At 65.1% G+C, this 22,913-nt stretch carries 16 protein-coding genes; 9 read left to right on the top strand and 7 right to left on the bottom strand.

What is annotated here, in order from left to right:
• The first annotated feature begins 316 nt into the window (after nt 1-316).
• The gene (locus ACN0WF_RS15900; RefSeq protein ID WP_417773759.1) at nt 317-1,771 is read left to right on the top strand and encodes a sigma-54-dependent transcriptional regulator; all 1,455 of its coding nucleotides are present in this window, start codon (nt 317-319) and stop codon (nt 1,769-1,771) included.
• A gap of 67 nt (nt 1,772-1,838) precedes the next feature.
• Here the strand turns inward: ACN0WF_RS15900 and ACN0WF_RS15895 are convergent, their stop codons facing one another.
• Together ACN0WF_RS15895 and ACN0WF_RS15890 are read right to left on the bottom strand one after the other, a co-directional pair.
• Entirely contained in the window at nt 1,839-4,352 is a 2,514-nt protein-coding gene (locus ACN0WF_RS15895; RefSeq protein ID WP_417773758.1) for a cation:proton antiporter, read from the bottom strand.
• A 45-nt stretch (nt 4,353-4,397) separates the two neighbouring features.
• Complete coding sequence (locus ACN0WF_RS15890; protein WP_417773757.1) at nt 4,398-5,342, bottom strand: DMT family transporter; 945 nt, start codon at nt 5,340-5,342, stop codon at nt 4,398-4,400.
• Nucleotides 5,343-5,734: 392 nt separating this feature from the next.
• On the opposite strand from ACN0WF_RS15890, the gene ACN0WF_RS15885 reads away from it, so the two are divergent.
• Entirely contained in the window at nt 5,735-7,912 is a 2,178-nt protein-coding gene (locus ACN0WF_RS15885; RefSeq protein WP_417773839.1) for a malate synthase G, read from the top strand.
• 37 nt (nt 7,913-7,949) lie between these two features.
• On the opposite strand, the gene ACN0WF_RS15880 is transcribed toward ACN0WF_RS15885, so the two are convergent.
• The 3 genes from ACN0WF_RS15880 to ACN0WF_RS15870 all read right to left on the bottom strand — a co-directional run bounded on the left by ACN0WF_RS15880 (nt 7,950) and on the right by ACN0WF_RS15870 (nt 10,792).
• A complete protein-coding gene (locus ACN0WF_RS15880) occupies nt 7,950-8,408 on the bottom strand; it encodes a PilZ domain-containing protein (protein ID WP_417773756.1) in 459 nt (152 codons plus the stop codon).
• A gap of 222 nt (nt 8,409-8,630) precedes the next feature.
• Nucleotides 8,631-10,067, bottom strand: coding sequence for an ATP-binding protein (locus ACN0WF_RS15875; protein ID WP_417773755.1), 1,437 nt, complete (start codon nt 10,065-10,067; stop codon nt 8,631-8,633).
• Complete coding sequence (locus ACN0WF_RS15870; protein ID WP_417773754.1) at nt 10,064-10,792, bottom strand: response regulator; 729 nt, start codon at nt 10,790-10,792, stop codon at nt 10,064-10,066. Before ACN0WF_RS15870 ends, ACN0WF_RS15875 begins: the two co-directional genes overlap by 4 nt.
• Nucleotides 10,793-10,989: 197 nt before the next feature.
• On the opposite strand from ACN0WF_RS15870, the gene ACN0WF_RS15865 reads away from it, so the two are divergent.
• The 5 genes from ACN0WF_RS15865 (at nt 10,990) to ACN0WF_RS15845 (ending at nt 17,928) form a co-directional block, all read left to right on the top strand.
• Nucleotides 10,990-11,949 (top strand): EF-hand domain-containing protein, encoded by a 960-nt coding sequence (locus tag ACN0WF_RS15865; RefSeq protein WP_417773753.1) that lies wholly within the window; start codon nt 10,990-10,992, stop codon nt 11,947-11,949.
• Nucleotides 11,950-12,522: 573 nt separating this feature from the next.
• Entirely contained in the window at nt 12,523-13,656 is a 1,134-nt protein-coding gene (locus ACN0WF_RS15860) for a type III PLP-dependent enzyme (protein ID WP_417773752.1), read from the top strand.
• A 253-nt stretch (nt 13,657-13,909) separates the two neighbouring features.
• Nucleotides 13,910-15,295, top strand: coding sequence for a homospermidine synthase (locus ACN0WF_RS15855; RefSeq protein WP_417773838.1), 1,386 nt, complete (start codon nt 13,910-13,912; stop codon nt 15,293-15,295).
• A gap of 388 nt (nt 15,296-15,683) precedes the next feature.
• A complete protein-coding gene (locus ACN0WF_RS15850; protein ID WP_417773751.1) occupies nt 15,684-16,898 on the top strand; it encodes an aminotransferase in 1,215 nt (404 codons plus the stop codon).
• 1 nt (nt 16,899) lies between these two features.
• Nucleotides 16,900-17,928 (top strand): asparaginase, encoded by a 1,029-nt coding sequence (locus ACN0WF_RS15845; protein WP_417773750.1) that lies wholly within the window; start codon nt 16,900-16,902, stop codon nt 17,926-17,928.
• A 9-nt stretch (nt 17,929-17,937) separates the two neighbouring features.
• Here ACN0WF_RS15845 and ACN0WF_RS15840 read toward each other — a convergent pair whose 3' ends face one another.
• Together ACN0WF_RS15840 and ACN0WF_RS15835 are read right to left on the bottom strand one after the other, a co-directional pair.
• Complete coding sequence (locus ACN0WF_RS15840) at nt 17,938-19,332, bottom strand: TIGR03808 family TAT-translocated repetitive protein (protein WP_417773749.1); 1,395 nt, start codon at nt 19,330-19,332, stop codon at nt 17,938-17,940.
• A gap of 70 nt (nt 19,333-19,402) precedes the next feature.
• A complete protein-coding gene (locus ACN0WF_RS15835; protein ID WP_417773748.1) occupies nt 19,403-19,993 on the bottom strand; it encodes a DUF1131 family protein in 591 nt (196 codons plus the stop codon).
• An 819-nt stretch (nt 19,994-20,812) separates the two neighbouring features.
• On the opposite strand from ACN0WF_RS15835, the gene ACN0WF_RS15830 reads away from it, so the two are divergent.
• Together ACN0WF_RS15830 and ACN0WF_RS15825 are read left to right on the top strand one after the other, a co-directional pair.
• On the top strand, nt 20,813-21,514 hold the full coding sequence (locus ACN0WF_RS15830) for a response regulator transcription factor (RefSeq protein ID WP_417773747.1): 702 nt from the start codon (nt 20,813-20,815) through the stop codon (nt 21,512-21,514).
• Between the two features lie 176 nt (nt 21,515-21,690).
• Entirely contained in the window at nt 21,691-22,884 is a 1,194-nt protein-coding gene (locus ACN0WF_RS15825) for a YbfB/YjiJ family MFS transporter (RefSeq protein ID WP_417773746.1), read from the top strand.
• The last annotated feature ends 29 nt before the right edge of the window (nt 22,885-22,913 follow it).

Here is a 22,913-nt window from a genome sequence, read left to right as displayed (position 1 = left end):
AACGCTCTCAGGGCGGCGAATTGACGTTGGCATGTCAATTTTATTCGGGCTCTTCTGGCGTATACTTGCCTTAGCGCAAGCTGTTGGCCTTGCCGGGTGGCATGCCTTCTCGGGCACGATTTCGGGAGTTGGCTTGCGATCAGGGCATCGGCGCGCGGAGGAAACGCATGGCTATATAGTCAAACTGGGAATTTCGGCTTCCTGGGTAATCCGGTAGAAACATGGATGGCTCGTCTCGAGACCCGCGCCAGGCGCTGGTCCTTGCTGACCGCACGAGAAAGCGGGCGTCCGCCGACAGGGGTGGTTTTTGAAGGGGATGACAGCGAACCGGCCCAAGGTCTTGCTGGTCGAGGACACACGTGCCCTCGCCGAGACCTATCGCGCCTATCTCGAGCCGCAGGACGTCGAGGTCCTGATCGCGCCTGACTGCGCCAGCGCCCTGGAGGCGGTCGAGGAGGCCTGTCCTTCGGTCATCGTCATCGATGTCAACCTTCCCGATGGGAACGGCCTCGACCTGATGCGTGACATCAAGCGCCGCCGGGCGGCTTGTGAAGTTGTGCTCGTCACCGGTCAGGCGTCTGTCAAAATGGCCGTGGAGGCCATGCGCGAGGGGGCCTACGATTTTATCATGAAGCCGTTTTCCGCCGAGCGGCTGAGGGTCACCTTGCGCAATGCTCTCGACCGGGTGTGCATGGCTCACCGCATCGAGGAACTGGCTGCGGAGGCCGACGAAAGCGAGGAGCCGGACCGTCTGGCCGGCATGATCGGCCGTTCGCGCGCCATGCGCACCGTCTATCGCATCCTGCACAATGCCGCCCCCACCAACGCCACGATCTTCATCACCGGAGAGAGCGGAACGGGGAAGGAGCTGTGTGCCGCCGCGATCCATGGCATGAGCCGCAGGGCCAAGGGGCCGATGATCACGATCAATTGCGCGGCCATTCCGAAGGGAATGCTCGAAAGCGAGATCTTCGGCCATGGCCGCGGCGCTTTCACCGGTGCTGTGTCGGACAGGCTGGGAGCGATGTTGTCCGCCGACGGGGGGACGCTGTTTCTTGACGAGATTTGCGAGATGGACCTCGAGCTGCAGTCGAAGATGCTGCGCGTGCTCCAGGAGCGCTCGGTGCAGCGGGTGGGCGAGGATGCCGTGCGGCCGGTCGATGTGCGCATCGTCTGCGCCACCAACCGCAATCCCCAGGTCGAGGTCGAGGAAGGGCGTTTTCGCGAGGACCTTTTCTACCGCCTGCATGTGGTTCCGGTGGAGCTGCCTCCCTTGCGCGAACGTGAGGACGACGTACTGCTGATCGCGCGGGAGTTTCTGGCCGCCTTTTCGGCGGAGGATGACAAGCGGTTTCGCAGCTTCAGCGAAAGCTGCGAGCAGGCCCTGCTTGCCTGCGACTGGCCAGGCAACATCCGACAGCTGCAAAACGCCATCCGCCGGGCCGTCGTCCTCAACGATGGCGAGGTCATGGATGAAACCATGCTGCCCGCCCTGGTCAGAGAGGCGGCGAGGGCCGTCGTCGCTCCGCTGGCCACCCTGCAGTCGGCCGGCGCGCCGCCCATCGTCGATGCGGAGCCGTCAGGCCTGTCCGCCCGGCATGCCATCGAACCGCTGGAAACGGTCATTCGCCGCACCATCGAACGCGCCATCGAGCAATGCGGTGGCAACATCCCACGCGCCGCCCAGGCGCTTCGGGTCAGTCCCTCGACGATCTATCGGCGTATCCAGATGTGGAGCGAGCGGGAGACCGGCGACGCGCCGTCGTCCTGAGCCGACTGCCGGCGCGCGGCATGGTGATTACGACGAGCGACCGCATGGACTCGACTCGCGCGGTCCCTCATGTGTCCTCGGCTGCCGCGTCTTCCACTGCCTGCGCGTTCATCGCCTGGCGCTCGCGGACCATCACGCTCATCTGCGTCTGCAGATCTGGATCCCGGCGCAACAGTTCGCGGAAGTCGGAGCGCGTCAGCACCAGCAGATGACAATATCCGAGGGCGTGAACGTCCGCAGTCCGCAGCCCGCCAGTCAGGAGCGCGATCTCGCCGAAGACGTCGCCGCGGCCGAGGCGGATGCGTTGTTGTCCGGTGACCACCTCTACCGCGCCGGAGGAGATGAAATAGGCCGTGTCGCCGTGCTCCCCCTTGCGTATGATGGTCTCTCCGGGAACGGCAAAGCGCGGCTGCATCAGTTTCGAGATCGCGTGGACGCGCTCCGGCGAGAGATCGTGGAAGAGGGGGAGCTGGCCGGCAAGCTCCTCGGTATGCATGCCGAGGTCCAGCTTCGGACGGCGGTCGGCATGGGCGCGCTGATGGTGCGCGGTCTGTGCAAGATTGGAGAACAGCTCCGCGCCGATCAGGTTCTGCGAGAACAGCGTGCGGTATCCGTCCTCCTCGATGCGCAGGGCCGCCTTTTGCAGGAAACGCTGGTCGAGACTGTCGGCGTAGTCGGGATACTGGAGCCTGAGCGCCTCGAGCGCGGTCACGGTCGCTTCGCGCCGATGCAGCAGGATCTCCGTGAGGATCTCCGTCACACGGTGACCGAGCAGCGGCTCGATCTTCTCGCCGGTGAAGGCCAGCAACTCGTCGAGTACGATGCGTTTCAGCAGCAGCATCTCGTAGCGGTCGGCGAGCAGGCGGGCGAGCCAGCGGTCGTACATCAGACGCCGCTGGCACCATTGCGCCATCCGCATTGTCGCGGGGAAGGCGAGCGCGTCACGCGCGGCGCGGTTGTACTCGATGCGTCCGCCGGAGCGCGCGGCATCGCCGATCCGTCCGATCTTCGCGAGCATGACCTCCGCCGTGTGGCTTGAGGCGGTACGCTGGAGCAAGTGGCGCAGGACGATCTCACGTTCCCGGTTCGACAGCGCGACCAGTCCGAGCGTGACCCGGTCTCTGTCGAGGATCTCGGCCGCGCCACTGGCCCCTTCCGCTTCGTTCGACAGGCGCTGGCGGTAGGGACGATCGACGTTTTCGGCGATCTCGGGCGCCATGCCATAGCTCTTGGCGGCACGAGAGATGCCCTCTCGCACCTCCGCCAGGGCGAGGGCGAGCACCTGAGAGCGCAGCGCCACGTCGATGGGGGCGAGCTTGTCGAGGCCGAAGATGCGGATGAGGGGTTTCAGTGTCGTGCCGTAGACGAGCAGCGTGAACAACACGAAACCGGTGGCAAGAACGGCGACGAAGCGCTGAACCTGCGGATCAATCGCCGCGTTCTCGGTGACGCCGAGCGCCAGCGTCAGGGTGATCGCGCCGCGCATGCCGCCCCACAGCATGACGGTCTTGAACGGTGTGCTCACCGGTTGCGACAGCTTCAGCGCGGACATCAATGGCAACAGTCCGAAGAGCACGACGCCGCGTGCGACCAGCGCGGAGACGATGACGATGACAAGCAGACCGAGGTCCGACCAGCCGACATCGACCAGCAGTTTGGGGATCAGGATCGAGGCGAGCATGAAGATCAGCGACGAGGCCCAGAAGGCGATCTGGTTCCAGACGTCGTTGAGGTAAGTCCAGCCGTCGGGGCTCACACGCGTCGGTCCGACCAGATTGATGACGATGCCCGCAGCCACGACCGCGACGACACCGGAAACGCCTGCCACATGCTCGGCAAGCACATAGACGAGGTAGGGCAGCGCCACGCTCAACGTGACCTGCGCCAGGCGGAACTCGCGCACGACAGGCAGCAGGCGGACGAGCGTCTGGGCACCCAGATAGCCGAGTGTCAGGCCTCCGAGCAGGCTCCAGCCGAAGATTGACAATCCGTCGAGCACACTCGGCGTCTGGCCGCCAGTGAGAACGCCGAGCAGGATGACGAAGAGCGCGATCGCCGCCGCGTCGTTGAGAAGGCTCTCACCCTCGACCAACCGCCCGAGGCGGGCCGGCGCGCCGATGTCTCGGAAGATGGCCACGACGGCGACGGGATCGGTCGTGGCGACGATGGAGCCAAGCAGCAAGCAGGCAACCAGGGAGAGACCGGCGAACGGGGCAAGGGCCGCGCCGATGAAGACTGTCGCCACCAGCACCGCCACCACCGCCATGGCGAAGATGACGCCTGCATCCTCCGCCATGCGCCGCACGTCGAGCGTCAGCGTGGTCTGGAACAGCAGCACCGGCAGGAACAGGTTCAAAATGCCGCTCGAGTTAAGCGGCAGATTGACGAAAACGCTCGCGATCTCGTTGAAAACGTCTGTGCGCGGCGTGTGGTAGAGCCAGGCCGAAGCAGCTCCGATGCCAACGCCGACCACGGCGAGAAGCACGGACGCCGCCAGCCCGAGGCGTCGTGCCAGCGGTTCGATCAGCGATATGACGACAAGAAGGCCGGCTATGGCGGCGATGAAAAGTGGCGCTTGCATGGACCTCCTATCGGACCGCTCTGCGGCAAATCGATGGTGCGTCGGTCAAGCGTCGGCCCCTTTGCCTTGTGTCGTGGGCTTTCGGCGGGTGCGTTCCGAAAGCGCGATGCCGACCAGAACAAGGACGAGCGCCGCTGCGTGATAAAGATGGAATGGCTCGCCCAAAAGCCCCACCGCGAGCAGTGAAGAGAATATCGGAACGAGGTTGATAAAGACACCCGCACGTCCGGGCCCGATCAGTTCCACACCGCGCATGAAGAAGATCTGCGCGATGAAGGACGGAAAGATGGCGATATAGGCGACGATAAGCCAGCCTTTGGCGGTCGGCCATTGCACCGTGCCCTGGATGATCTCCGAAGCGACGACCGGAACCGACGAGATCGCCGCGACGACCGAGAGTGCGGCGAAGAACACCATCCCGGACACCGCCGGCCGGTTGCGCAGCAGGATCGCGTAGAGCGCGTAGAGCAGGCAGGCGACGATCATCAGCCCGTCGCCCGGGTTGATCTGAAGGGCGGCGAGCCGGGCGAGATTGCCTTGGCTGGCGATCAGGGCGACGCCGGAAAGCGTGACCAGCGCTCCGACGATCTGCAGAACGCCGATGGGTGAGCGCAGGATGATGAAGGCCCCGATCAGGACGAAGACCGGCAGCGCGCCCTGGATGATGCCGAGATTGACCGCGGTCGTGCTGTGGGCGGCGACATAGAAGAGGGAGTTGAAGGCGGTGAAACCGCAAACACCCATCGCCACGATCATCGGCAGGTGACGCCGCAGCAAGGGCATCTCGGCGCGCAATTGCCGCCCATAGAGAACGAGCATCAGACCCGATACCGCTATCCAGCGCAGGAACACCACCGCAAGCGGCGAGACCTCGCCGATCACCAGCCGTCCCGCGACCGCGTTGCCGCCCCAGAACAGCGTCGTGAGGAAGAGCAGCACGAGCGGCTGAGCGTAGAAGCGGGCGGTGAGGGACGTGCCTGACTGGGACATGGCGAATTGCGACCGGGTTTCTCGAGGAGGCGCAAGCGGATCGGCCGGCACCCCGGCGGTTCCAGGCCCTCGTCTTGGGGGATGCCCGCGCATCGGGCAACGTGAGGAGGAGGGGGCAGGCCGTGCGGCAGGTCCCCGGTTGCCATATCGTATGACCAATCGCCACGGGCGATGCAAGTCGGCCCGGTGTCTTGGCGCGCGTGATTTTTTCTCCTGTGGAGGAAGTCTTTTCGATTTGTGACGGATTGACCGGTAGGCGCTCTTTCTTCGATGATGCGCAAAACCGGATGCCGTGACCAATGGCATCCGCCGCGAAGCGCCCGGCGTTCGGCCGCGTGCCGCCTCGTACCCTTCACAAGGTTTCAGCAGACAGAGTCCCAGGAGCACGACGCATCATGGATCGCATCGAAATCGCCGGCCTGAAGATTGCCCCCGAATTGCGCGACTTCGTCGAGAAGGAGGCACTGCCGGGAACCGGCGTCGCAGCCGGTGACTTCTGGTCCGGGTTCGCGGACATTCTGCGCGACCTCGCACCGGTGAACCGCGAGCTTCTTGCGCGCCGCGACGAGCTTCAGGCGAAGATCGACGACTGGCACCGTGCGCATCCCGGTCCTGTCGACCTAAAGGCCTACACCGCGTTCCTGCGCGAGATTGGTTATCTCGTGGAAGAGGGCGGCGACTTCGCCGTGACGACCGCCGATGTCGACCCGGAAATCTCCACGCTCGCAGGCCCGCAGCTCGTCGTTCCGATCACCAACGCCCGCTACGCGCTCAATGCGGCGAATGCGCGCTGGGGCTCGCTCTATGATGCGCTCTACGGCACGGATGCCATGGGCAGCCTGCCGAAGCCGGGCGGCTATGACGCCGCGCGCGGCGCAGAGGTGGTGGCCTATGCGCGCCAGGTTCTCGACGCGCGCGCCCCACTGTCCGGCTCCTGGGCGGAGGCCGCCGGGCTTTGCGTGCGTGACGGCACTCTTGTGGTCGCATCTTCCTCTGGCGGCGAGATGACGTTGAAGGACGCGGGCCAGTTCGCCGGCTATCGCGGCGATGCCGCCGCCCCCGACGCGGTGCTCCTCACCAAGAACGGCCTTCACCTGGAGATCGTGGTCGACCGCACGAGCCCGATCGGCAAGGCGGATGCCGCCGGCATCGCCGACGTGGTGCTGGAGGCGGCCGTCTCCACCATCATGGACTGCGAGGATTCCGTCGCCGCGGTTGATGCCGAGGACAAGGTCGTCGCCTATCGCAACTGGCTCGGCCTGCTGAAGGGCGATCTGTCCGCCAGTTTCGAGAAGGGCGGCAAGACGGTCACCCGGCGCATGGAGGGGGATCGAACCTACACCACCCCGCAAGGCGGCGCGCTCACCCTCCACGGCCGTTCGCTGATGCTTGTGCGTAACGTCGGTCACCTGATGACGACGCCGGCGGTTCTCGACGAGGATGGCGGGGAGATCCCAGAGGGCATTCTCGATGCCATGATGACGGCGCTGATCGCCAAGCACGACATCGGCAGCGGTGGCGCCAATGGCGGCGGCCTGCGCGCCAACTCGCGCGCGGGCTCGCTCTACATCGTCAAGCCGAAGATGCACGGGCCGGAGGAGGTCGCCTTCGCGCAGACGCTGTTCTCCCGCGTCGAGAAGGTGCTGGGCCTTGCCGCCAACACGCTCAAGATGGGCATCATGGACGAGGAGCGCCGCACCACGGTCAACCTCAAGGAGTGCATCCGCGCTGCATCCGCCCGCGTCTGCTTCATCAACACCGGCTTCCTCGACCGCACCGGCGACGAGATGCACACGTCGATGGAAGCTGGCCCGATGATTCGCAAGGGCGACATGAAGTCGGCTGCGTGGATCCAGGCCTATGAAAACTCGAATGTGGACGTGGGCCTCGAGTGCGGCCTGCCGGGGCACGCCCAGATCGGCAAGGGCATGTGGGCCATGCCCGATCTGATGCAGGCGATGCTGGAGCAGAAGATCGGCCATCCGAAGGCGGGCGCCACCACCGCCTGGGTGCCGTCGCCGACCGCCGCGACCCTTCATGCGCTGCACTATCATCTGGTCGATGTCGCCGCCCGGCAGAAGGAGCTGGCCACGCGCGGTCGCGCCAGCCTCGACGACATTCTCTCGATCCCGGTCGCTGAGCGGCCGAACTGGACGGCGGAAGAGATCCAGGCCGAGCTCGACAACAACGCCCAGGGCATCCTCGGCTACGTGGTGCGCTGGGTCGACCAGGGCGTCGGCTGTTCCAAGGTGCCGGACATCAACGATATCGGACTGATGGAGGACAGGGCGACGCTGCGCATTTCCTCGCAGCACATCGCCAACTGGCTGCGTCACGGTGTTTGCACTCAGGCGCAGGTCATGGAAACGATGAAGCGCATGGCGGCCGTCGTCGACGGCCAGAACGCCGGAGACCCGCTCTATCGGCCGATGGCGAAGGACTATGACGCCTCCATTGCCTTCAAGGCGGCCTGCGATCTGGTGTTCAAAGGCACGAGCCAGCCGTCGGGCTACACCGAGCCGATCCTGCACGCCCGTCGTCTCGAGGTGAAGGCATCCGCGCGCGGCTGACTTTCGACCTTTCCGCCTCTGGTCCTGCCGCCCGCGCTCAGGCGCGGGTTGTGAAGGGGTGCGGGAAGCGCTCGGCGCGTCGCGGCAGGAGGGCGGAGAGCCGGGTCTGTTCCGTTTCGCTGTAGACGAAGCGCCAGCCCGACCTTGCGCCGTGCACCCAGCGCCGCTCGGCGCGCATCTCGAGCCCGTGCGCCAGGATCGCGATCCTGGCGTTGATGGCGAGTTTCGGAAGCTCGTCGGCCTCGATGCTGCAACCCGTCAGGCTCAGGTCGACAAGCGTGCCGGCGACCGGGCCGCGCATGGTCAGGACCATGACATCGGCTTCGCCCCTTGCACGCGGCGCACTGCGCCGTTCAGGCTTTTCGCCCTCGGATCGGCGGCGGGAATTCTCCTTGGAAAGCGGCGGTCGAAGCGGCTCGTCGGGTGATGTGCGGTTGCGTTCGAGAACCATCTGAATGAACGGACCGAAGTTGCTGCCCTGTGGGGGCTCTGCCATCTTCTCTCTCCCACCCGATAAGCGTGTCGACGAATCGTATCTTGCCAGAATTTCTGGATTTTCTCGGAAATGAATGCAAGCCTTGGCGGGAACTCGCTCACGACATATCCGCGTCCGCCTGTCCGGTCGTTGCCGGGTGCCGCCATCCGCTTCCGCGTTTACATGGTGCGTGCGGTGTCCCTCGCCAGGGGAGTCTTGAGCCGGACGCTCGCAGCGCCTGGATCACGCCGTCCGGCCCATCGGCAGGACGATGCGCGCCGAGAGCCCACCCTCCGGCCTGTTGGACAACACCAGCGTGCCGCCGTGTGCATGCACGATGGAGCGTGTGATCGACAGGCCAAGCCCGATCCCTCCCGTTTCTTCCGAACGGGATTCCTCCAGCCGGACAAAGGGTTCAAACACGTCCTGAAGCCGATCTTCCGGGATGCCGGGGCCATTGTCGAGGACTGTGATGGCGAGGGTGTCGGCGGTTGCCTCCAGCTTGATTTCAGTCCCCTTGCCGTAGCGCAGGGCGTTCTCGACAAGATTGCGCAGGGCGCGCTTGAGGCTAAGGGGGCGGAAGGACGAAACGATGCGTCGGCCCGGCTTTTCGAAGGAAACCGTCTGTCCGATGTCGCGGTAGTCCTCGACGATGGCCTCCAGGAATTCGCCGAGGTCGATGCGGGCGACATCCTCGCGCGATGCTTCATCGCGTGCAAGCGCAAGCGTTGCCTCGACCATGCGTTGCATCTCGTCGAGTGTTTCGATCATCTTCTCGCGGTTCTCGTCGTCGTCGATGAACTCGGCGCGGATGCGCAAGGAGGTGATCGGGGTCCTGAGGTCGTGGCTGATCGCGCCAAGCATGCGGGTGCGGTCGCGCACGAAACGGGTCAACCGGTCCTGCATGACGTTGAACGCGTGGATCGTCCCGCGAACTTCCGAGGGGCCGCGTTCGACGAGCGGATCGACGTCCTCCCCCCGCCCGAGTCGCTCTGCAGCCGCCGAGAGGTCGCGCAAGGGGCGCGTCAGCCGGCGCACGGTGAAGGCGATGACGAGAACGATGGCCGCGGCCATCAGGCCGGCGGTTACGAGAAGCGGCGTCAGTGTGTTGCGGGGCACGCGGAAGCGGCTGACACCATTGAGCCAGCGCCCGTCGGAAAGCGACACCGACAGTGTGAGCAAGGTCGGCGCGTCCTTCCAGCGGTGATGGCGCTTTCCGCTCTTTTTCGGTGCGTCCCTGTCAACATCGTCATCATCGGACTCACCGATCCGGTACATGCCCTTCGGGGGCATCGGCGGGCGTCGCACCACGTCGATCCTCACCTCGCGCCCGTCGCCGATTTCCTCGCTCAGCATTTCGGCCAGCCGCGTGTCGGTTTGGCGATCACCGCTGCGGGCAAGCGCCGGATCGCTGGCAACCCAGAACCGCAGGAAGGGGCTCGACACGGCCCCGAGAATGTCGTCGTGCATGTCGGGAGGCGAGGCGTCGATCCAGCGCACGAGCGAGCCCGTGCGCGACAGGATGACGTTGCGGGCAAGGTCCACCAGCGCGACGCGGCGCTCGTCGGTGAAGAGCCAGAGGGTGATGAGCTGCGCGCCGACGACGGCGATCAGCAGCAATGCGATAAGCTGGCCGGCCAGCGAGCGCGGCCAGAGGCGGAAGCGGGCGCGGGCGCTCATGCGGTGCTGTCCTCGACTTCAGCGGTGAATGTGTAGCCGCCGCCCCAGACGGTCTTGATCAGCTCCGGGGTCTTCGGATCTGCTTCGATCTTCCGCCGCAACCGGCTGACCTGATTGTCGATCGACCTGTCGAAGACGCCGGGGCTGCGTCCGGAAGTGAGATCGAGAAGCTGGTCGCGCGACAGGACCATGCGGGGACGCTTCAGGAATGCCACGAGGAGCTGGAACTCGCCGGTGGAAAGCGGCACGGCGACGCCGTCCTCTCCGGTGAGCAGCCGCTTCGGCACGTCCAGTGTCCATCCGGCAAAGGCAAGTTGCTCCGCCTCCACCGGGTCGCGTTCCTTTGGCACCTGGGATGAGCGGCGCAGCACCGCGCGAACCCGAGCAAGCAGCTCGCGCGGATTGAAGGGCTTGGTCACGTAGTCATCTGCGCCGATCTCTAGGCCGATGATCCGGTCGGTTTCCTCCGCCATTGCAGTGAGCAGGATGACCGGCGTCGCCTCGCTCTCCATGAGATGGCGGCAGAGCGACAGACCGTCCTCGCCCGGCATCATGATATCGAGCACGACAAGATCCACCGACGCCGCCTTGAGGAACTTGCGTGCCTGGGCGGCATTTTCCGCGACGGAGGCGCGCAGGCCATTCTTGCGCAGATAGCGCGCGAGCGATTCCCGGATGTCGCGATGGTCGTCGACGACGAGGATGTGGTGTCCGCTTTCGGTCATGTGTCTCGTATCCATAAGGCCTGCACCTTCTATCTATCGAGACCGCCGCCAGCTTGGAAATCCCAATTGTATCGAGGTGTAACGGAGCCGCGCAGGGCGACAGCTTGCGACACAACAGGGGCAATCCGGGCATAGTTCTGCGACAGGCGCCGCCTATCTCTTGCTCATCGATTTCACATTCGATGAGGAGTTTCGATATGAAAACCGTACGCAATCTGGCCCTCGTGGCGATCACCGCAGCCCTGACCGGCGCCTTCGCCATGCCCGCTTTCGCCGATCGTGACGGCAAGCGCAACGAGCAGGGCCAGGAGCGGTCCTGGATGCACAAGGGCGGGCATCACAACAAGGACGGCAAGCGCGGCTGGGGCAAGCGCCACGGTCACCACGGCCCGCAGCGCATGGGCATGATGATGACCTTCGCCGAGATCTTCGACACCGATGGCGACGGCAAGATCACCCAGGCTGAGATCGACGCCAAGCGCGAGGAACTCTTCAAGCTCGCCGACAAGGATGGCGACGGCCGCGTCACGCTCGAGGAATTCAGGGCAGCTTATGCCGAGGTCGTGGTCACGCCGCGCGTGCGGGCTTTCCAGCGCCTCGACCGCGACGGCGACGGCAAGGTCACCGAGGAGGAATACAACCGGCGTGCCGAGCGCATGCTGTCTCGCCTCGACCGGATGAACGAGCGTGATGACGACGAGGAGCGCGGCGACAAGCGCGGCCAGCGCTGGGGCAAGCGCAACGGCCCGGCCATGGAGCGCTTCGACACCGATGGTGACGGCAAGGTCACGTCTGATGAGGTTCGCGCCGCCCGTGCGGAGCGTTTCGCCAAGGCCGACGCCAATGGCGACAAGGTCCTGACGCTTGACGAGTTCTCCACGATCTGGCTGGAGCGCGCCGACGGTCGCATTGTCCGCATGTTCCAGTTCCTCGACCGCAACGGTGATCTCGCCGTGACCACGGACGAGGCGGAGCGCCCGACCAGGAACCTGGTGAGCCGCATGGACCGCAACGGCGACGGCGCGCTTTCCTTTGCCGACCGTCCGCGTGGCCGGCATGGCATGGGTATGGGCAAGGGCAGGCCGCACCATGGCATGCCGGGTGGACCGCGCATGCCGGGCGGCCCCGGTCAGCCGCCGGCGGCCGAGACCCGCTGACGCTTGCGGACAGCCACCTGTCCGGCAGTCGTCGCCGGAGCGGGTTTCCGCTCCGGCGACGACGCGCGTCGGGGAGAGGGAAACCTTTGACGCCGCAACGTTTGCCGCTTGGCGCCGCCTTGGCGGCTGTCATAAAAAACATGAGGTGAAAAACGAGTTTTTCCTTGATTGTTACGGCCTCCTGATTCATATCTCCCCTTGCCCAAATTCGCACGTGCCCGTGGTCGTCCAACCGAAAGGTGGCAGCTGCTCATAGGGCCCGGATCATTCCGGAGAGAGCAGCAAAACGGACGGCTTAAAGCAACGACGTAAGAGGGCTTTTTTGGTCTCTGCCGGGTTTCCAAGTCCCGGGGTCACTGAAGAGGCACTTGTTACATCATTGCCCGCTGTGCGGTTCGGAAAACCCGATCCAATCCAAGGCATCAATCGCGGTACGGCCGTGCCATGGCATCATGCTGTGGTTTCGAGCCCGATCGCTCGCAAATGCAACGCGTGTTCTGTCCGTCTCCAAAGCGGACCGGCCGACGCCGTGCATTCGCGATCCTGTGACGCAGTTCGGAACGGGTGACTGACATGACCGAGCGCATTCGCAACTTTCTCCGCCAGCGACGAGACGACGAGCCTTGCGTCGTTGTTGACCTCGATATCGTGCACGACAACTATCTGGCCTTCGAGCGTGCCCTTCCGGACACGCGCGTCTTCTACGCCGTGAAGGCCAATCCCGAGCCGGAGATCCTTGAGCTCCTGGCGCGCCTGGGCTCGTCCTTCGACTGTGCCTCTGTCGCCGAGATCGAGATGGTCCTGGCGTCCGGCGCCGGCCCGGAGCGCATTTCCTTCGGAAACACCATCAAGAAGGAGCGCGATGTCGCGCGTGCCTTCGAGCTGGGCGTTCGCCTCTTTGCCGTCGACTGCGAGGCCGAGGTCGACAAGATCGCCCGCGCCGCCGCCGGTTCTCAGGTTTTCTGCCGCATTCTGTGCGACGGCGCCGGCGCCGACTGGCCGCTTTCGCGCAAGTTCGGCTGCGCGCCGGAGATGGCTCCGGCCGTTCTCGAGCATGCTCATCGCTCGGGCCTGACCGCTCATGGCGTTTCCTTCCACGTCGGCTCCCAGCAGGCCAATGTGGATGCCTGGGACACGGCGCTCGCGTCGGCAGCCGGCATCTTCCGCGAGATGGCCGAGCGCGGCATCACGCTGTCCATGGTCAACCTTGGTGGCGGCTTCCCCGCACGCTACCTGAAGGATGTCCCCGGCGTGCCGCGGTACGGCGAGGCGATCCTGTGCGGCCTGTCGAAGCACTTCGGCAACCGCATTCCGCAGACGATCATCGAGCCCGGCCGTGGCCTGGTTGGCGATGCGGGCATGATCGAGGCCGAGGTGGTTCTGATCTCCAAGAAGTCCGCCAGCGAGGATGAGATCCGCTGGGTCTATCTCGACATTGGCAAGTTCAACGGCCTTGCGGAGACCATGGACGAGGCGATCCGCTATCCGATCCGCACGGACAAGGACGATGATCGCAAGACCCCTTGCGTGCTCGCCGGCCCGACCTGCGACAGCGTCGATGTGCTCTACGAGAAGACCCCCTATGAACTCCCGGTCAGCCTGTCCATTGGCGACAAGGTTCTGATCGAGGCCTGCGGCGCCTATACGACGACTTATTCTTCGGTCGCGTTCAACGGGTTCAAGCCGCTGCGCTCCTACGTCATCTGATTGACGCCATCATCCATCCATATCCAGCCGACCGGTCGCGAATGCGGCCGGTCGGCGCTATGTTCCCGATATGGCGGCGCCGTCGCGCGCCGCCGCAGCGAATTTCCACGACGAGAGGAAGCCCGCAATGACCGATGAGACGGCCACGGCCGCGAAAAAGCCCGCCAAGCGTGGCGCCAGCCGGAAGCCGGCGGCCGAGATCGCTTCCGGGCAGAGCCACCCTGTCTACGGAACCATTTCCGGCCCGATCGTCATGATCGGCTTCGGTTCGATCGGCCGCGGCACGCTGCCGCTGATCGAGCGGCATTTCAATTTCGACACCAAGCGCGTGACGATTGTCGATCCGGTTGATACCGACCGCGCTCTTGTCGACGAGCGCGGCTACCGCTTCGAGAAGGTCGCGATTACGCCGGAGAACTACCGCGAGGTGCTGTCACCGCTGCTCACGGAGGGCGAGGGCCAGGGCTTCTGCGTCAATCTCTCCGTTGACACATCGTCGCTCGACCTGATGAAGCTTTGCCGCGAACTCGGCGTGCTCTACATCGACACTGTCGTCGAGCCCTGGCTCGGCTTCTATTTCGACGAGAGTGCGGGCAACGAGGAGCGCACCAACTACGCGCTGCGCGAGACCGTGCGCCGCGAAAAGAAGAAGAACCCTGGCGGCACCACGGCCGTTTCCTGCTGTGGCGCAAACCCGGGAATGGTGTCCTGGTTCGTCAAGCAGGCGCTGGTCGACGTCGCCCGCGACACCGGGATCAAGTTCGAGGAGCCGACCAACCGCAAGGGCTGGGCGAAGCTCATGAAGAAGGTCGGCGTCAAGGGCGTGCACATCGCCGAGCGCGATACCCAGCGCGCCAAGAAGCCCAAGCCGATGGGCGCCTTCTGGAACACCTGGTCGGTCGAAGGGTTCCTCTCCGAGGGCTTTCAGCCTTCCGAGCTTGGCTGGGGCACTCATGAAACATGGATGCCGAAGAACGCCCGCAGGCACAAGAAGGGCTGCAAGGCGGCGATCTATCTGGAGCAGCCGGGCGCCAACACCCGCGTGCGCACGTGGTGCCCGACGCCGGGCGCTCAGTATGGCTTCCTCGTCACGCACAATGAGTCGATCTCCATCGCCGACTATTTCACCGTGAAGGAAGACGGCAAGGTCAAGTATCGCCCGACCTGCCACTACGCCTACCATCCGGCGAACGATGCGGTGCTGTCGCTGCACGAGCTCTTCGGCGCGGCCGGCAAGGTTCAGGAGACGCTGCACGTCCTCACCGAGGACGAGATCATCGACGGCATCGACGAGCTTGGCGTGCTGCTCTACGGCCACGAGAAGAATGCCTATTGGTACGGCTCGCAGCTTTCCATTGAGGAGACGCGCGAGATCGCTCCCTATCAGAACGCCACCGGTCTGCAGGTGACCTCCGCCGTGCTCGCCGGCATGGTCTGGGCTCTGGAAAACCCGAAGGAAGGCATCGTCGAGGCGGACGAGATGGATTATCGCCGCTGCCTCGAGGTTCAGGGCCCCTACCTGGGGCCGGTCAAGGGATACTACACCGACTGGACCCCGCTTGACGGTCGTCCGGGGCTCTTCCCCGAAGACATCGACGAGAGCGATCCCTGGCAGTTCCGCAACATTCTGGTTCGCTGAAACGCGCCTGGATGAAACGAAGCGACCCCGGTGCAGGGCGCACCGGGGTCGGGTGGCGGCGCTTTCCTCCCGCAAGCCTGAGCCGGATCGGGTGACGGCAAGCAAGGGATGGAAGGCCTGCCAGGGTCTGGCGATTGGCCGGGGGGAACGGCTCGGCGCGATGCGCCACCTGACCCGTGAGCGACACTAGCGGAGTGGTCGGGCAATCCTGTGACCTCCGTCACGTATGGTGCGATCTTCGATCTGTTTTCACTTTCTATTCAATGCCTTACGTTGCGGAATCCGATGCGCGCGGGTTCCGCGCTCGACGCCGGCGCTGGGAGTGGCTACAAAGCCTCCGCGCCGCAATCGTCACGCGCGGCGCGTCAGGCGAGGAACCGAGCCAGATATGAAGCCGACCAATCCCGTATTCACCGGCCTGCCCACCACGATCTTCGAGACAATGTCGCGACTGGCCATGGCTCACGGCGCGATCAATCTCGGACAGGGCTTTCCGGATGTCGACGGTCCGGAAGACGTGCGCAGGATCGCGGCCGACTCATTGATCACCGGCCCCAACCAGTACCCGCCGATGCTGGGGCTGCCGGAGCTGCGACAGGCCGTTGCGCAGAGCAACAGCCGATTCTACGGGATCGACGTCGACTGGCAGAGCGAAGTGATGGTCACCTCCGGGGCGACCGAGGCGCTTGCCGATGTGCTCCTTGCGCTTCTGGAGCCGGGCGACGAAGTCATTCTCATCGAACCGCTTTACGACTGCTACCTGCCGCTGGTGAAGCGGGCGGGCGGCATTCCGGTGCGCCTGCGCGTCACCCCGCCGCAATGGCGGCTCGATCTGACGGCTCTCGAGAACGCCTTTACCGAAAACACCAAGGCGATCCTGCTCAACAACCCGATGAACCCGGCCGGCAAGGTCTTCGCCGAGGAGGAGCTCGCGGCGATCGCAAGACTGTGCAACGAGCACGGCGTCTATGCGATCTGCGATGAGGTCTACGAGCATCTGCTGTTCGACGGCCGTGTCCATCGCCCGCTGATGGCTTTCCCCGGTATGCGCGAGCGCAGCGTGCGCATTGGCTCTGCCGGCAAGACCTTCTCGCTGACCGGCTGGAAGGTCGGCTATGTGACGGCCGCGCCGAACCTGCTCGACCCGATTGCCAAGGCGCATCAGTTCGTCACCTTCACGACCCCGCCGAACCTGCAGCGCGCCGTTGCCTACGGTCTTGGCAAGGACGACAGCTATTTCGAGGACTTGGCCGGCTCGATGCAGGCCAAGCGCGACCGCATCCTGACCGGGCTTGCCGGCCTCGGTTTCGGTGTCCTTCCTTGCGAGGGCACCTATTTCGCGACCTGCGACGTGTCGACGCTCGGGCTCGAGGGCACCGACGTCGACATCTGCCGCCAGCTTGTGGAGGAGGCGGGCGTTGCCGCCGTTCCCGTCTCCGCCTTCTATGTCGCCGATGCGCCGACGAACTTCGTGCGCTTCTGCTTCTGCAAGCGCGACGAGGTGCTCGATGCCGCACTGGAGCGGCTGGGGACATGGGTCGAGGGACGCCGTCTGGCGGGCGTGTCCGCGCCTGCCGCCCGCGTCGCCGCCGGAGAGGACTGAGATGGAAAATCCCGTTCTGGTCGAGGTGCTGCGCGGCACTGCCGTCGAAAGTCGCCATCGCGGCACCGTCGCCGTGGTCGATGCCGCCGGCAAGACCATCACCGCCATTGGCGACGTATCGCGCCCCGTGTTCCCGCGCTCGGCGGTGAAGGCCCTTCAGGCCTTGCCGCTGGTGGAATCAGGGGCGGCGGACGCGCTCGATCTGAGCCCGGCGGAACTGGCGCTTGCCTGTTCGTCGCATAATGGCGAGGAGGTGCATGTCAATTCCGCGCGCGTGATGCTGGTCAAGGCCGGTCTGGACGAGGAGGCGCTCGAGTGCGGCACGCACTGGCCGAAGCGGATGCAGGATGTCGCCCAATTGCACCGCGCCGACGTCTGCCCCTGCGCGCTGCACAACAACTGCTCCGGCAAGCACGCCGGTTTTCTGGGGCTCGCCCGTACGCTCGGCGTTGCCACCCGAGGCTACATCGAGCCGGATCATCCGGTGCAGATGGAGGCCCGCGCCGCCATGGAGGGCATGATCGGCATGTCGCTTTCTGACATGGCGCGCGGCACCGATGGCTGCTCTATCCCGACCTATGCCATGCCGCTCGACCGTCTGGCGCAAGGGTTCGCCTGTTTCGGCACCGGCGAGGGGCTCGATCCGATCCGCGCCGATGCGACCGCCCGTCTTTATGACGCCTGCGTCGAGAATCCATTCATGGTCGCCGGCACGGGGCGTTTCTGTTCGCAGGTGATGGGCGCATTGGCGGGCCGTGTCTTCGTCAAGACGGGCGCCGAAGGTGTGTTCATTGCCTCGATCCCGGAAAAGGGCCTGGGCGTTGCGCTCAAGTGCGAGGATGGCGCGACGCGTGCCTCCGAGACCATGATGGCTGCCGTCATCGAGGCGCTGATCGAGCTTGACGAGGACGAGAGCAAGGCGTTGGCGCCCTGGCTGAAGCCGAGGCTGGAGAACTGGAACGGCATACACGTGGGCGACGTGCGCCCCGTGCGCGAGGCTTTTCAGGGCATGCGCCGCGCTGCCGGATAGCCAAAGGCCTCAGCTCACGAGGTTTCCCGACAGCGACAGATGCGGGTAGGTCTTTGCGCCTGCCTGCGTCAGGTCGTCGGTGACCGGGTCCTTCCAGCGATAGCCGACGACGCCGCCCGCGCTTGCGCCCGAGATCAGATTGCTGGCGATGAGCGCGGGGCCCGCCTCCTCGACGACCGTGACCGCAATGCCCGTCGGGCAGTCGCGGATTACGTTGGAGGTTGCCGCGACATCGCGCAGATACGGCCCCCAGCCCATGTGCAGTCCGATCCTCGCCGCCTTCTCGATGACATTCCCTGTCACTGCCGTATCGGCTTCCACGGCGATGCCGATGCCGAAGCCTTGCACCTCGGCAGGGTAGGGGCCTTCATTTGCAATATTGCGGATCACATTGCCCGAGCAGGTGGCGAGCCGTCCACCGTCGAGAAAATTGGCTATGGAAATGCCGATGGCTCCGCCGTCGACGAGATTGTCGGCGATGACGGCGCCCTGGAAGGCGAATTCCGAGTAGATCGCCGTTTCGCCCGAACGCAGGCAGGAGTTGCCCTCGACAATGAGCGACGAACCGGAGTTCGAGCGGATCGCCGAGAAGGCGCAGTCGGCGACCCGGTTTCCGCGCACGATCACGCCATGGGCGCGGAAGACGTTGATGCCGTTCCCGTTCTGCCCTGTTCCTCCGTCGATGGCGGCGATCTTCTCGATCCGGTTCCCGGAAACGATGGTGCCGTCCTCGCCCTCGTTCCAGCGGTAGACGAGGATGCCGGCATTGCCGCAGTCGCGCACCAGGTTGTCGGTGATCGCGAGCCCCGTCGCCTCGATGGACCTGACACCGGCCTGGCGCGCGCCCGAGATCGTGTTTGCATGGATGCGGCCCGACGTCCGGTCCAGGGCGATGCCCGCCTTGGCGCTGCCGGAAACCGTGCAGCCTGTAACCTCAAGGTCGCTTGCGTCGGCAAAATGCAGCAGGCCCGGCGTGTATTCGCCAAGCGCGCGGTTGCCGCCGTCGAAATGAATGCCCTCTAGGCCGATGGACTTGGCGCGTTCTCCGTAGATCAGATGTCCGCCGCCCTGATAGTCGAAACGGGTCTGTCCGGGCAGGCCGACGAGCCGAGTGCCGGAGGGAAGGCGCAGGTTGGCGACCGCGTAGCGCCCGCCTGGCAGGAACAGGGCCCGGCCGCGTTTGGCGGCGGCATCGATTGCCCGCTGCAACAGTGCGCTCTGGTCGTCCGCAGCGCCGGGGCGCACGCCGAACTCGCCGGCGTCGATGGTTCCGCGAAGGTCCGCGATCCGCTGAGCCGCGGCCGGTTGGATCAGAAGCGTGGCGGTCGCAGCAAGCCCGCCGCCGAGCAGGGCTCGGCGGGTCATGGAATGCGCGACGGTTGACCTGTATCTTTTCTGGATCATGCACCTGTCCTTCACGGGACAGGCGCAATCCTCATGCCAGCATCGATGTCCCGTTTCGGGACGGCGTGCCTTAGCGGTTGTACCAGATGATGCGCTGAAGGGCAGCCTTGCGAAGCTGAGCCTCCGGCGGCAGCCGGTCGAACGGGCCGTCGTACTGCGAGATGGCATAGACGAGGGTGACGTTCTTCGTCCCCGCCGCCTGACAGATCGCCATGCCCCGCCACAGGTTGCGTCCATCGCGGCAGGAGCTGCGCGGCGTTCCGATCTCGTCGAAGGTCATGCCGATCCGCTCGCCGTTCGGGCCGGTTAGGTGGTGGGTGACACCATGCACTTCACGGATCTTGCCGCCGTCTCCCTTGAAGATCTGGAGCACCTGGAAACCGTCGGAATTGAACGCGCCCATGGCCCATTCGGTTCGGTCTTCCGTTGCCGACTGAAAGCCTTCCGCCGTGAAGCCGGGCAGGGCCGCCTCGATCGCCTTCTTGGAGTAGGGCGTCTGCGCGTTAAGTCCGCCGGCGCCGCTTGCGGTGATCTGGACCAGCGTCACGTCGGAGGTGCGGGCAACCGTGACCGGTCCATCCATCTCCATCGTCGGGGAACAGGCCGCGAGCAGAAAGCTCGAGATGAGCGAAAGGGCCGCGACGGTTTTTTGAAGGGTCATGAAAACTCTCGGATCTTGCGTCAGGAGCTGCCCTCCGGTGCGCGAGGAGCGCGTGCGCTGCCGTGGGCGGGCGCTAAAGGGCGGGGCACGCGAGCGCTGCGGAGCGACGGTGATGGCATAGCACTCGCACCGGCGCTCGAAAAGGCCCAGTGTGGCAGGCGTCCCCGCCATTCGCTGTCGCCAGCCTGGTGCCGGGCATCGGATCCCCAACATGCGCAGGGACGCACCTTTCTTGCGCGTTCAGGGCGGCTCTGGCGGATTTCAGGCAGTTTGCCTCATGTCGAAATCACCAAGGGGCGACAACCTTGGGTGTATTTGCTCGCTATTGCCCATTTTTTGGTTGCGACGATTGCCCGTAATTCGACATAAATAGACAAGGTAATGCAGGCAAAGCGGGAATCGGCCCGACGGTGGACGGTGCGGGGGCAGGAAGAGGCTCGGTCCTGTTCGCCTCCGGTCCCGAAGCCGCTGGCACGCTGCAGAAGTCCGCAGGGTGCTGCCCGCAAAAGTTGTTGCCGGCTGGTGAGACTCGAGCGAATCTGGCCGGGAAATGTGAGTTCTTCCGAGAGTAGACGTAGATTATGCGTATTTAACGTTGTATCTTCTACTCTCTATCTCTTGGCCGGTAACGTGCCGTTTTCGGGTGGGAGGCGGGTCATCGGTGGGTGCGGTGCCTTTCCTGACGGAGCGTTGGGGCGCGATTGAACGCATGGCGGATCCGGGCGGCTGCAAAGAAGCTGTTCAGATTCTCGCCGTTAGCATGGCGGCTTCCGGCGCGTGACGGAAGGGCGCCTGGGTATGACGGAAAGGCGGAGACAGATGGCCGAACCGATGGAACTGCAGTCAAAGGCGCTGGCGATCGCGGAGGCCCAGTCGGCCAAGCATGTTCTCGACATCGTCGAAGCGCAGTTGCGCCGCATGGGGGCGACCCACATCCTGATCACGGGATTGCCGATGCCGAACCGGCCGATCAACGGCCTCGTGCACCGCTTCCGCTGGGCTGACGACCGTGCTGGCGGCATTGAGCGTTCCGAGCTCGACACGCATGACGGCGCGCTGATGCTCGGCCTGATGCGCAACCGCCCCTTCATCTGGGACGTGACCGCCGGAGAAACCAGCCATTCCGAGCTCTTTGCCTCGCTCGGCGGCGACACACGCGTCGTCGTGGTGCCGGTGATGGAGGCTCAGCCCTTCCAGGCGCTCGTGCTGGGCGGCGGCGCCCATCTCGAGGGTGGCAAGATCGAGCTGGCCAATCTCGAGTTGATCTGCAACGCGGCCTTCCGCCGGCTGATCGAGCTTGGCGCGATCACCACGCAACGCCCGGGCGATCTCTCAGCCCGCGAGCGCCGGGTGCTCGAGCTGACCGCATTGGGCAATACTGCCAGCGACATTGCGGAGCTGCTCGACATTTCCCAGCGCACGGTTCACGCCCATCTGCAGAACGCGAGCGCGAAGCTCAACGCCTCGAACAAGACCCACACGGTCGTCGAGGCGCTGCGTTACGGTCAGATCCGCCTTTAGCGCGGCACTGGTCGTCCTGTTCCGGCCCGGCGCTTGCGTCGGGCCTTTTTCGTTGCGGTTGCTGCTGCAAGGGCATGCCTGCTTCCGTCTTTCACCCGGACAAAATCCCTTCTAGTCTGCAGGCCAACCATCCGGCTGTCGGCGCCCGCCGGCGACTACGGGAGCTTTCTCGCATCATGACAAACCCGGCAGTCTCGCCCTTCCGTCTCGCGATGGGCGGCTTCCTGTGCCTTGCGGCGGCCATGGGGATCGGTCGTTTCGTCCTCACACCGATCCTTCCCTATATGGCAGAGACGATACCGCTCACCGCCGCCCAGGGCGGTTTCGTCGCGTCCGCAAATTTCCTCGGCTATCTTCTGGGCGCGCTCGGCGCGACCGCCTTTCCCCGTCGCCATCTCCAGGCAGGCTTTGCCGTCGGCCTGGCCGGCAGCGTGCTGACGACCGGCATGATGGCGCTGGACGATGGCGTTGTCTTCCTTGCCGCGATCCGCTTCCTGGGGGGGCTGGCCAGCGCCGGCGTGCTGGTCTTTTCCTCGACCTTCGTGCTGGAGAACCTGGCCGCCGGCGGCAACGCGAAGCTTGGCGATGTGCATTTTGCCGGCGTCGGGATCGGTATTGCCCTCTCGGCGGTTGTCGTGGGCGGCCTTGCGCACGGAGGAGGGAGCTGGCGCGGGCTGTGGGAGGGCTCGGGACTGCTCTCGCTCGCGCTTTGCTGCGGGGCATGGGTCTGTCTGGCGCCCGGCATGCGCGCGGAAGCGGAGGCCGCACGGGCTCCGGTCCCTGTGGGAGCGGATGCAGGCACGAAGCGCCGCTCCCCTGCACGCATTCCGCCGGCGCTGATGCGCATTGCGCTCGCCTACGGGCTCTTCGGCATCGGCTATGTCGTGACGGCGACCTTCCTGACAAGCATCCTGCGCGCCTCCGAGAGCCTTGCTCCGTTCGAAGCACCGGCCTGGGCCGCCGTCGGCCTTTCGGCCGCGATCTCGGTCTGGGTGTGGGGGCGTATTGCCGCTCGCATCGGTCTTGGTCGCGGGTTCGCGCTTGCCTGTGTTCTCGAGGCGATCGGTATCGCGGCAAGCGTGCTCGTTCCCGGCGTGGCGGGCCTTGCGATCGCCGCCATCTTGTTCGGCGGCACCTTCATGGGCATCACGTCGCTCGGCCTCGTCGAGGCGCGTCGCCTGTCCACCGGTGACCCGCGCCGCCTGCTTGGGGTCATGACCGCCTGCTTTGGCGTCGGCCAGATGGTGGGGCCGACGCTGGCCGGACTGATTGCCGATGCGACGGGCAGCTTCTACTGGCCTTCGCTCGGGGCGGCGGCGGTGCTTCTTCTCGCCGCGCTTCTCGTGGGACCCTTCGCGGAACGCGCCTGAGGTTCCATCAAGGAAAAAGGCGGGTCGGA

It is taken from the genome of Stappia sp., assembly GCF_048268045.1.
Lineage (GTDB): Bacteria > Pseudomonadota > Alphaproteobacteria > Rhizobiales > Stappiaceae > Stappia.
Note: the sequence above shows the minus strand (reverse complement) of the source record. Positions and strands in the feature narration are given on the sequence as shown.

Coding starts and splice junctions, on each gene's coding strand:
- ACN0WF_RS15900 (WP_417773759.1), top strand. CDS start 317: ATGACAGCGAACCGGCCCAAGGTCTTGCTGGTCGAGGACACACGTGCC.
- ACN0WF_RS15895 (WP_417773758.1), bottom strand. CDS start 4,352: ATGCAAGCGCCACTTTTCATCGCCGCCATAGCCGGCCTTCTTGTCGTC.
- ACN0WF_RS15890 (WP_417773757.1), bottom strand. CDS start 5,342: ATGTCCCAGTCAGGCACGTCCCTCACCGCCCGCTTCTACGCTCAGCCG.
- ACN0WF_RS15880 (WP_417773756.1), bottom strand. CDS start 8,408: ATGGCAGAGCCCCCACAGGGCAGCAACTTCGGTCCGTTCATTCAGATG.
- ACN0WF_RS15875 (WP_417773755.1), bottom strand. CDS start 10,067: ATGAGCGCCCGCGCCCGCTTCCGCCTCTGGCCGCGCTCGCTGGCCGGC.
- ACN0WF_RS15870 (WP_417773754.1), bottom strand. CDS start 10,792: ATGACCGAAAGCGGACACCACATCCTCGTCGTCGACGACCATCGCGAC.
- ACN0WF_RS15865 (WP_417773753.1), top strand. CDS start 10,990: ATGAAAACCGTACGCAATCTGGCCCTCGTGGCGATCACCGCAGCCCTG.
- ACN0WF_RS15860 (WP_417773752.1), top strand. CDS start 12,523: ATGACCGAGCGCATTCGCAACTTTCTCCGCCAGCGACGAGACGACGAG.
- ACN0WF_RS15855 (WP_417773838.1), top strand. CDS start 13,910: ATGATCGGCTTCGGTTCGATCGGCCGCGGCACGCTGCCGCTGATCGAG.
- ACN0WF_RS15850 (WP_417773751.1), top strand. CDS start 15,684: ATGAAGCCGACCAATCCCGTATTCACCGGCCTGCCCACCACGATCTTC.
- ACN0WF_RS15845 (WP_417773750.1), top strand. CDS start 16,900: ATGGAAAATCCCGTTCTGGTCGAGGTGCTGCGCGGCACTGCCGTCGAA.
- ACN0WF_RS15840 (WP_417773749.1), bottom strand. CDS start 19,332: ATGATCCAGAAAAGATACAGGTCAACCGTCGCGCATTCCATGACCCGC.
- ACN0WF_RS15835 (WP_417773748.1), bottom strand. CDS start 19,993: ATGACCCTTCAAAAAACCGTCGCGGCCCTTTCGCTCATCTCGAGCTTT.
- ACN0WF_RS15830 (WP_417773747.1), top strand. CDS start 20,813: ATGGCCGAACCGATGGAACTGCAGTCAAAGGCGCTGGCGATCGCGGAG.
- ACN0WF_RS15825 (WP_417773746.1), top strand. CDS start 21,691: ATGACAAACCCGGCAGTCTCGCCCTTCCGTCTCGCGATGGGCGGCTTC.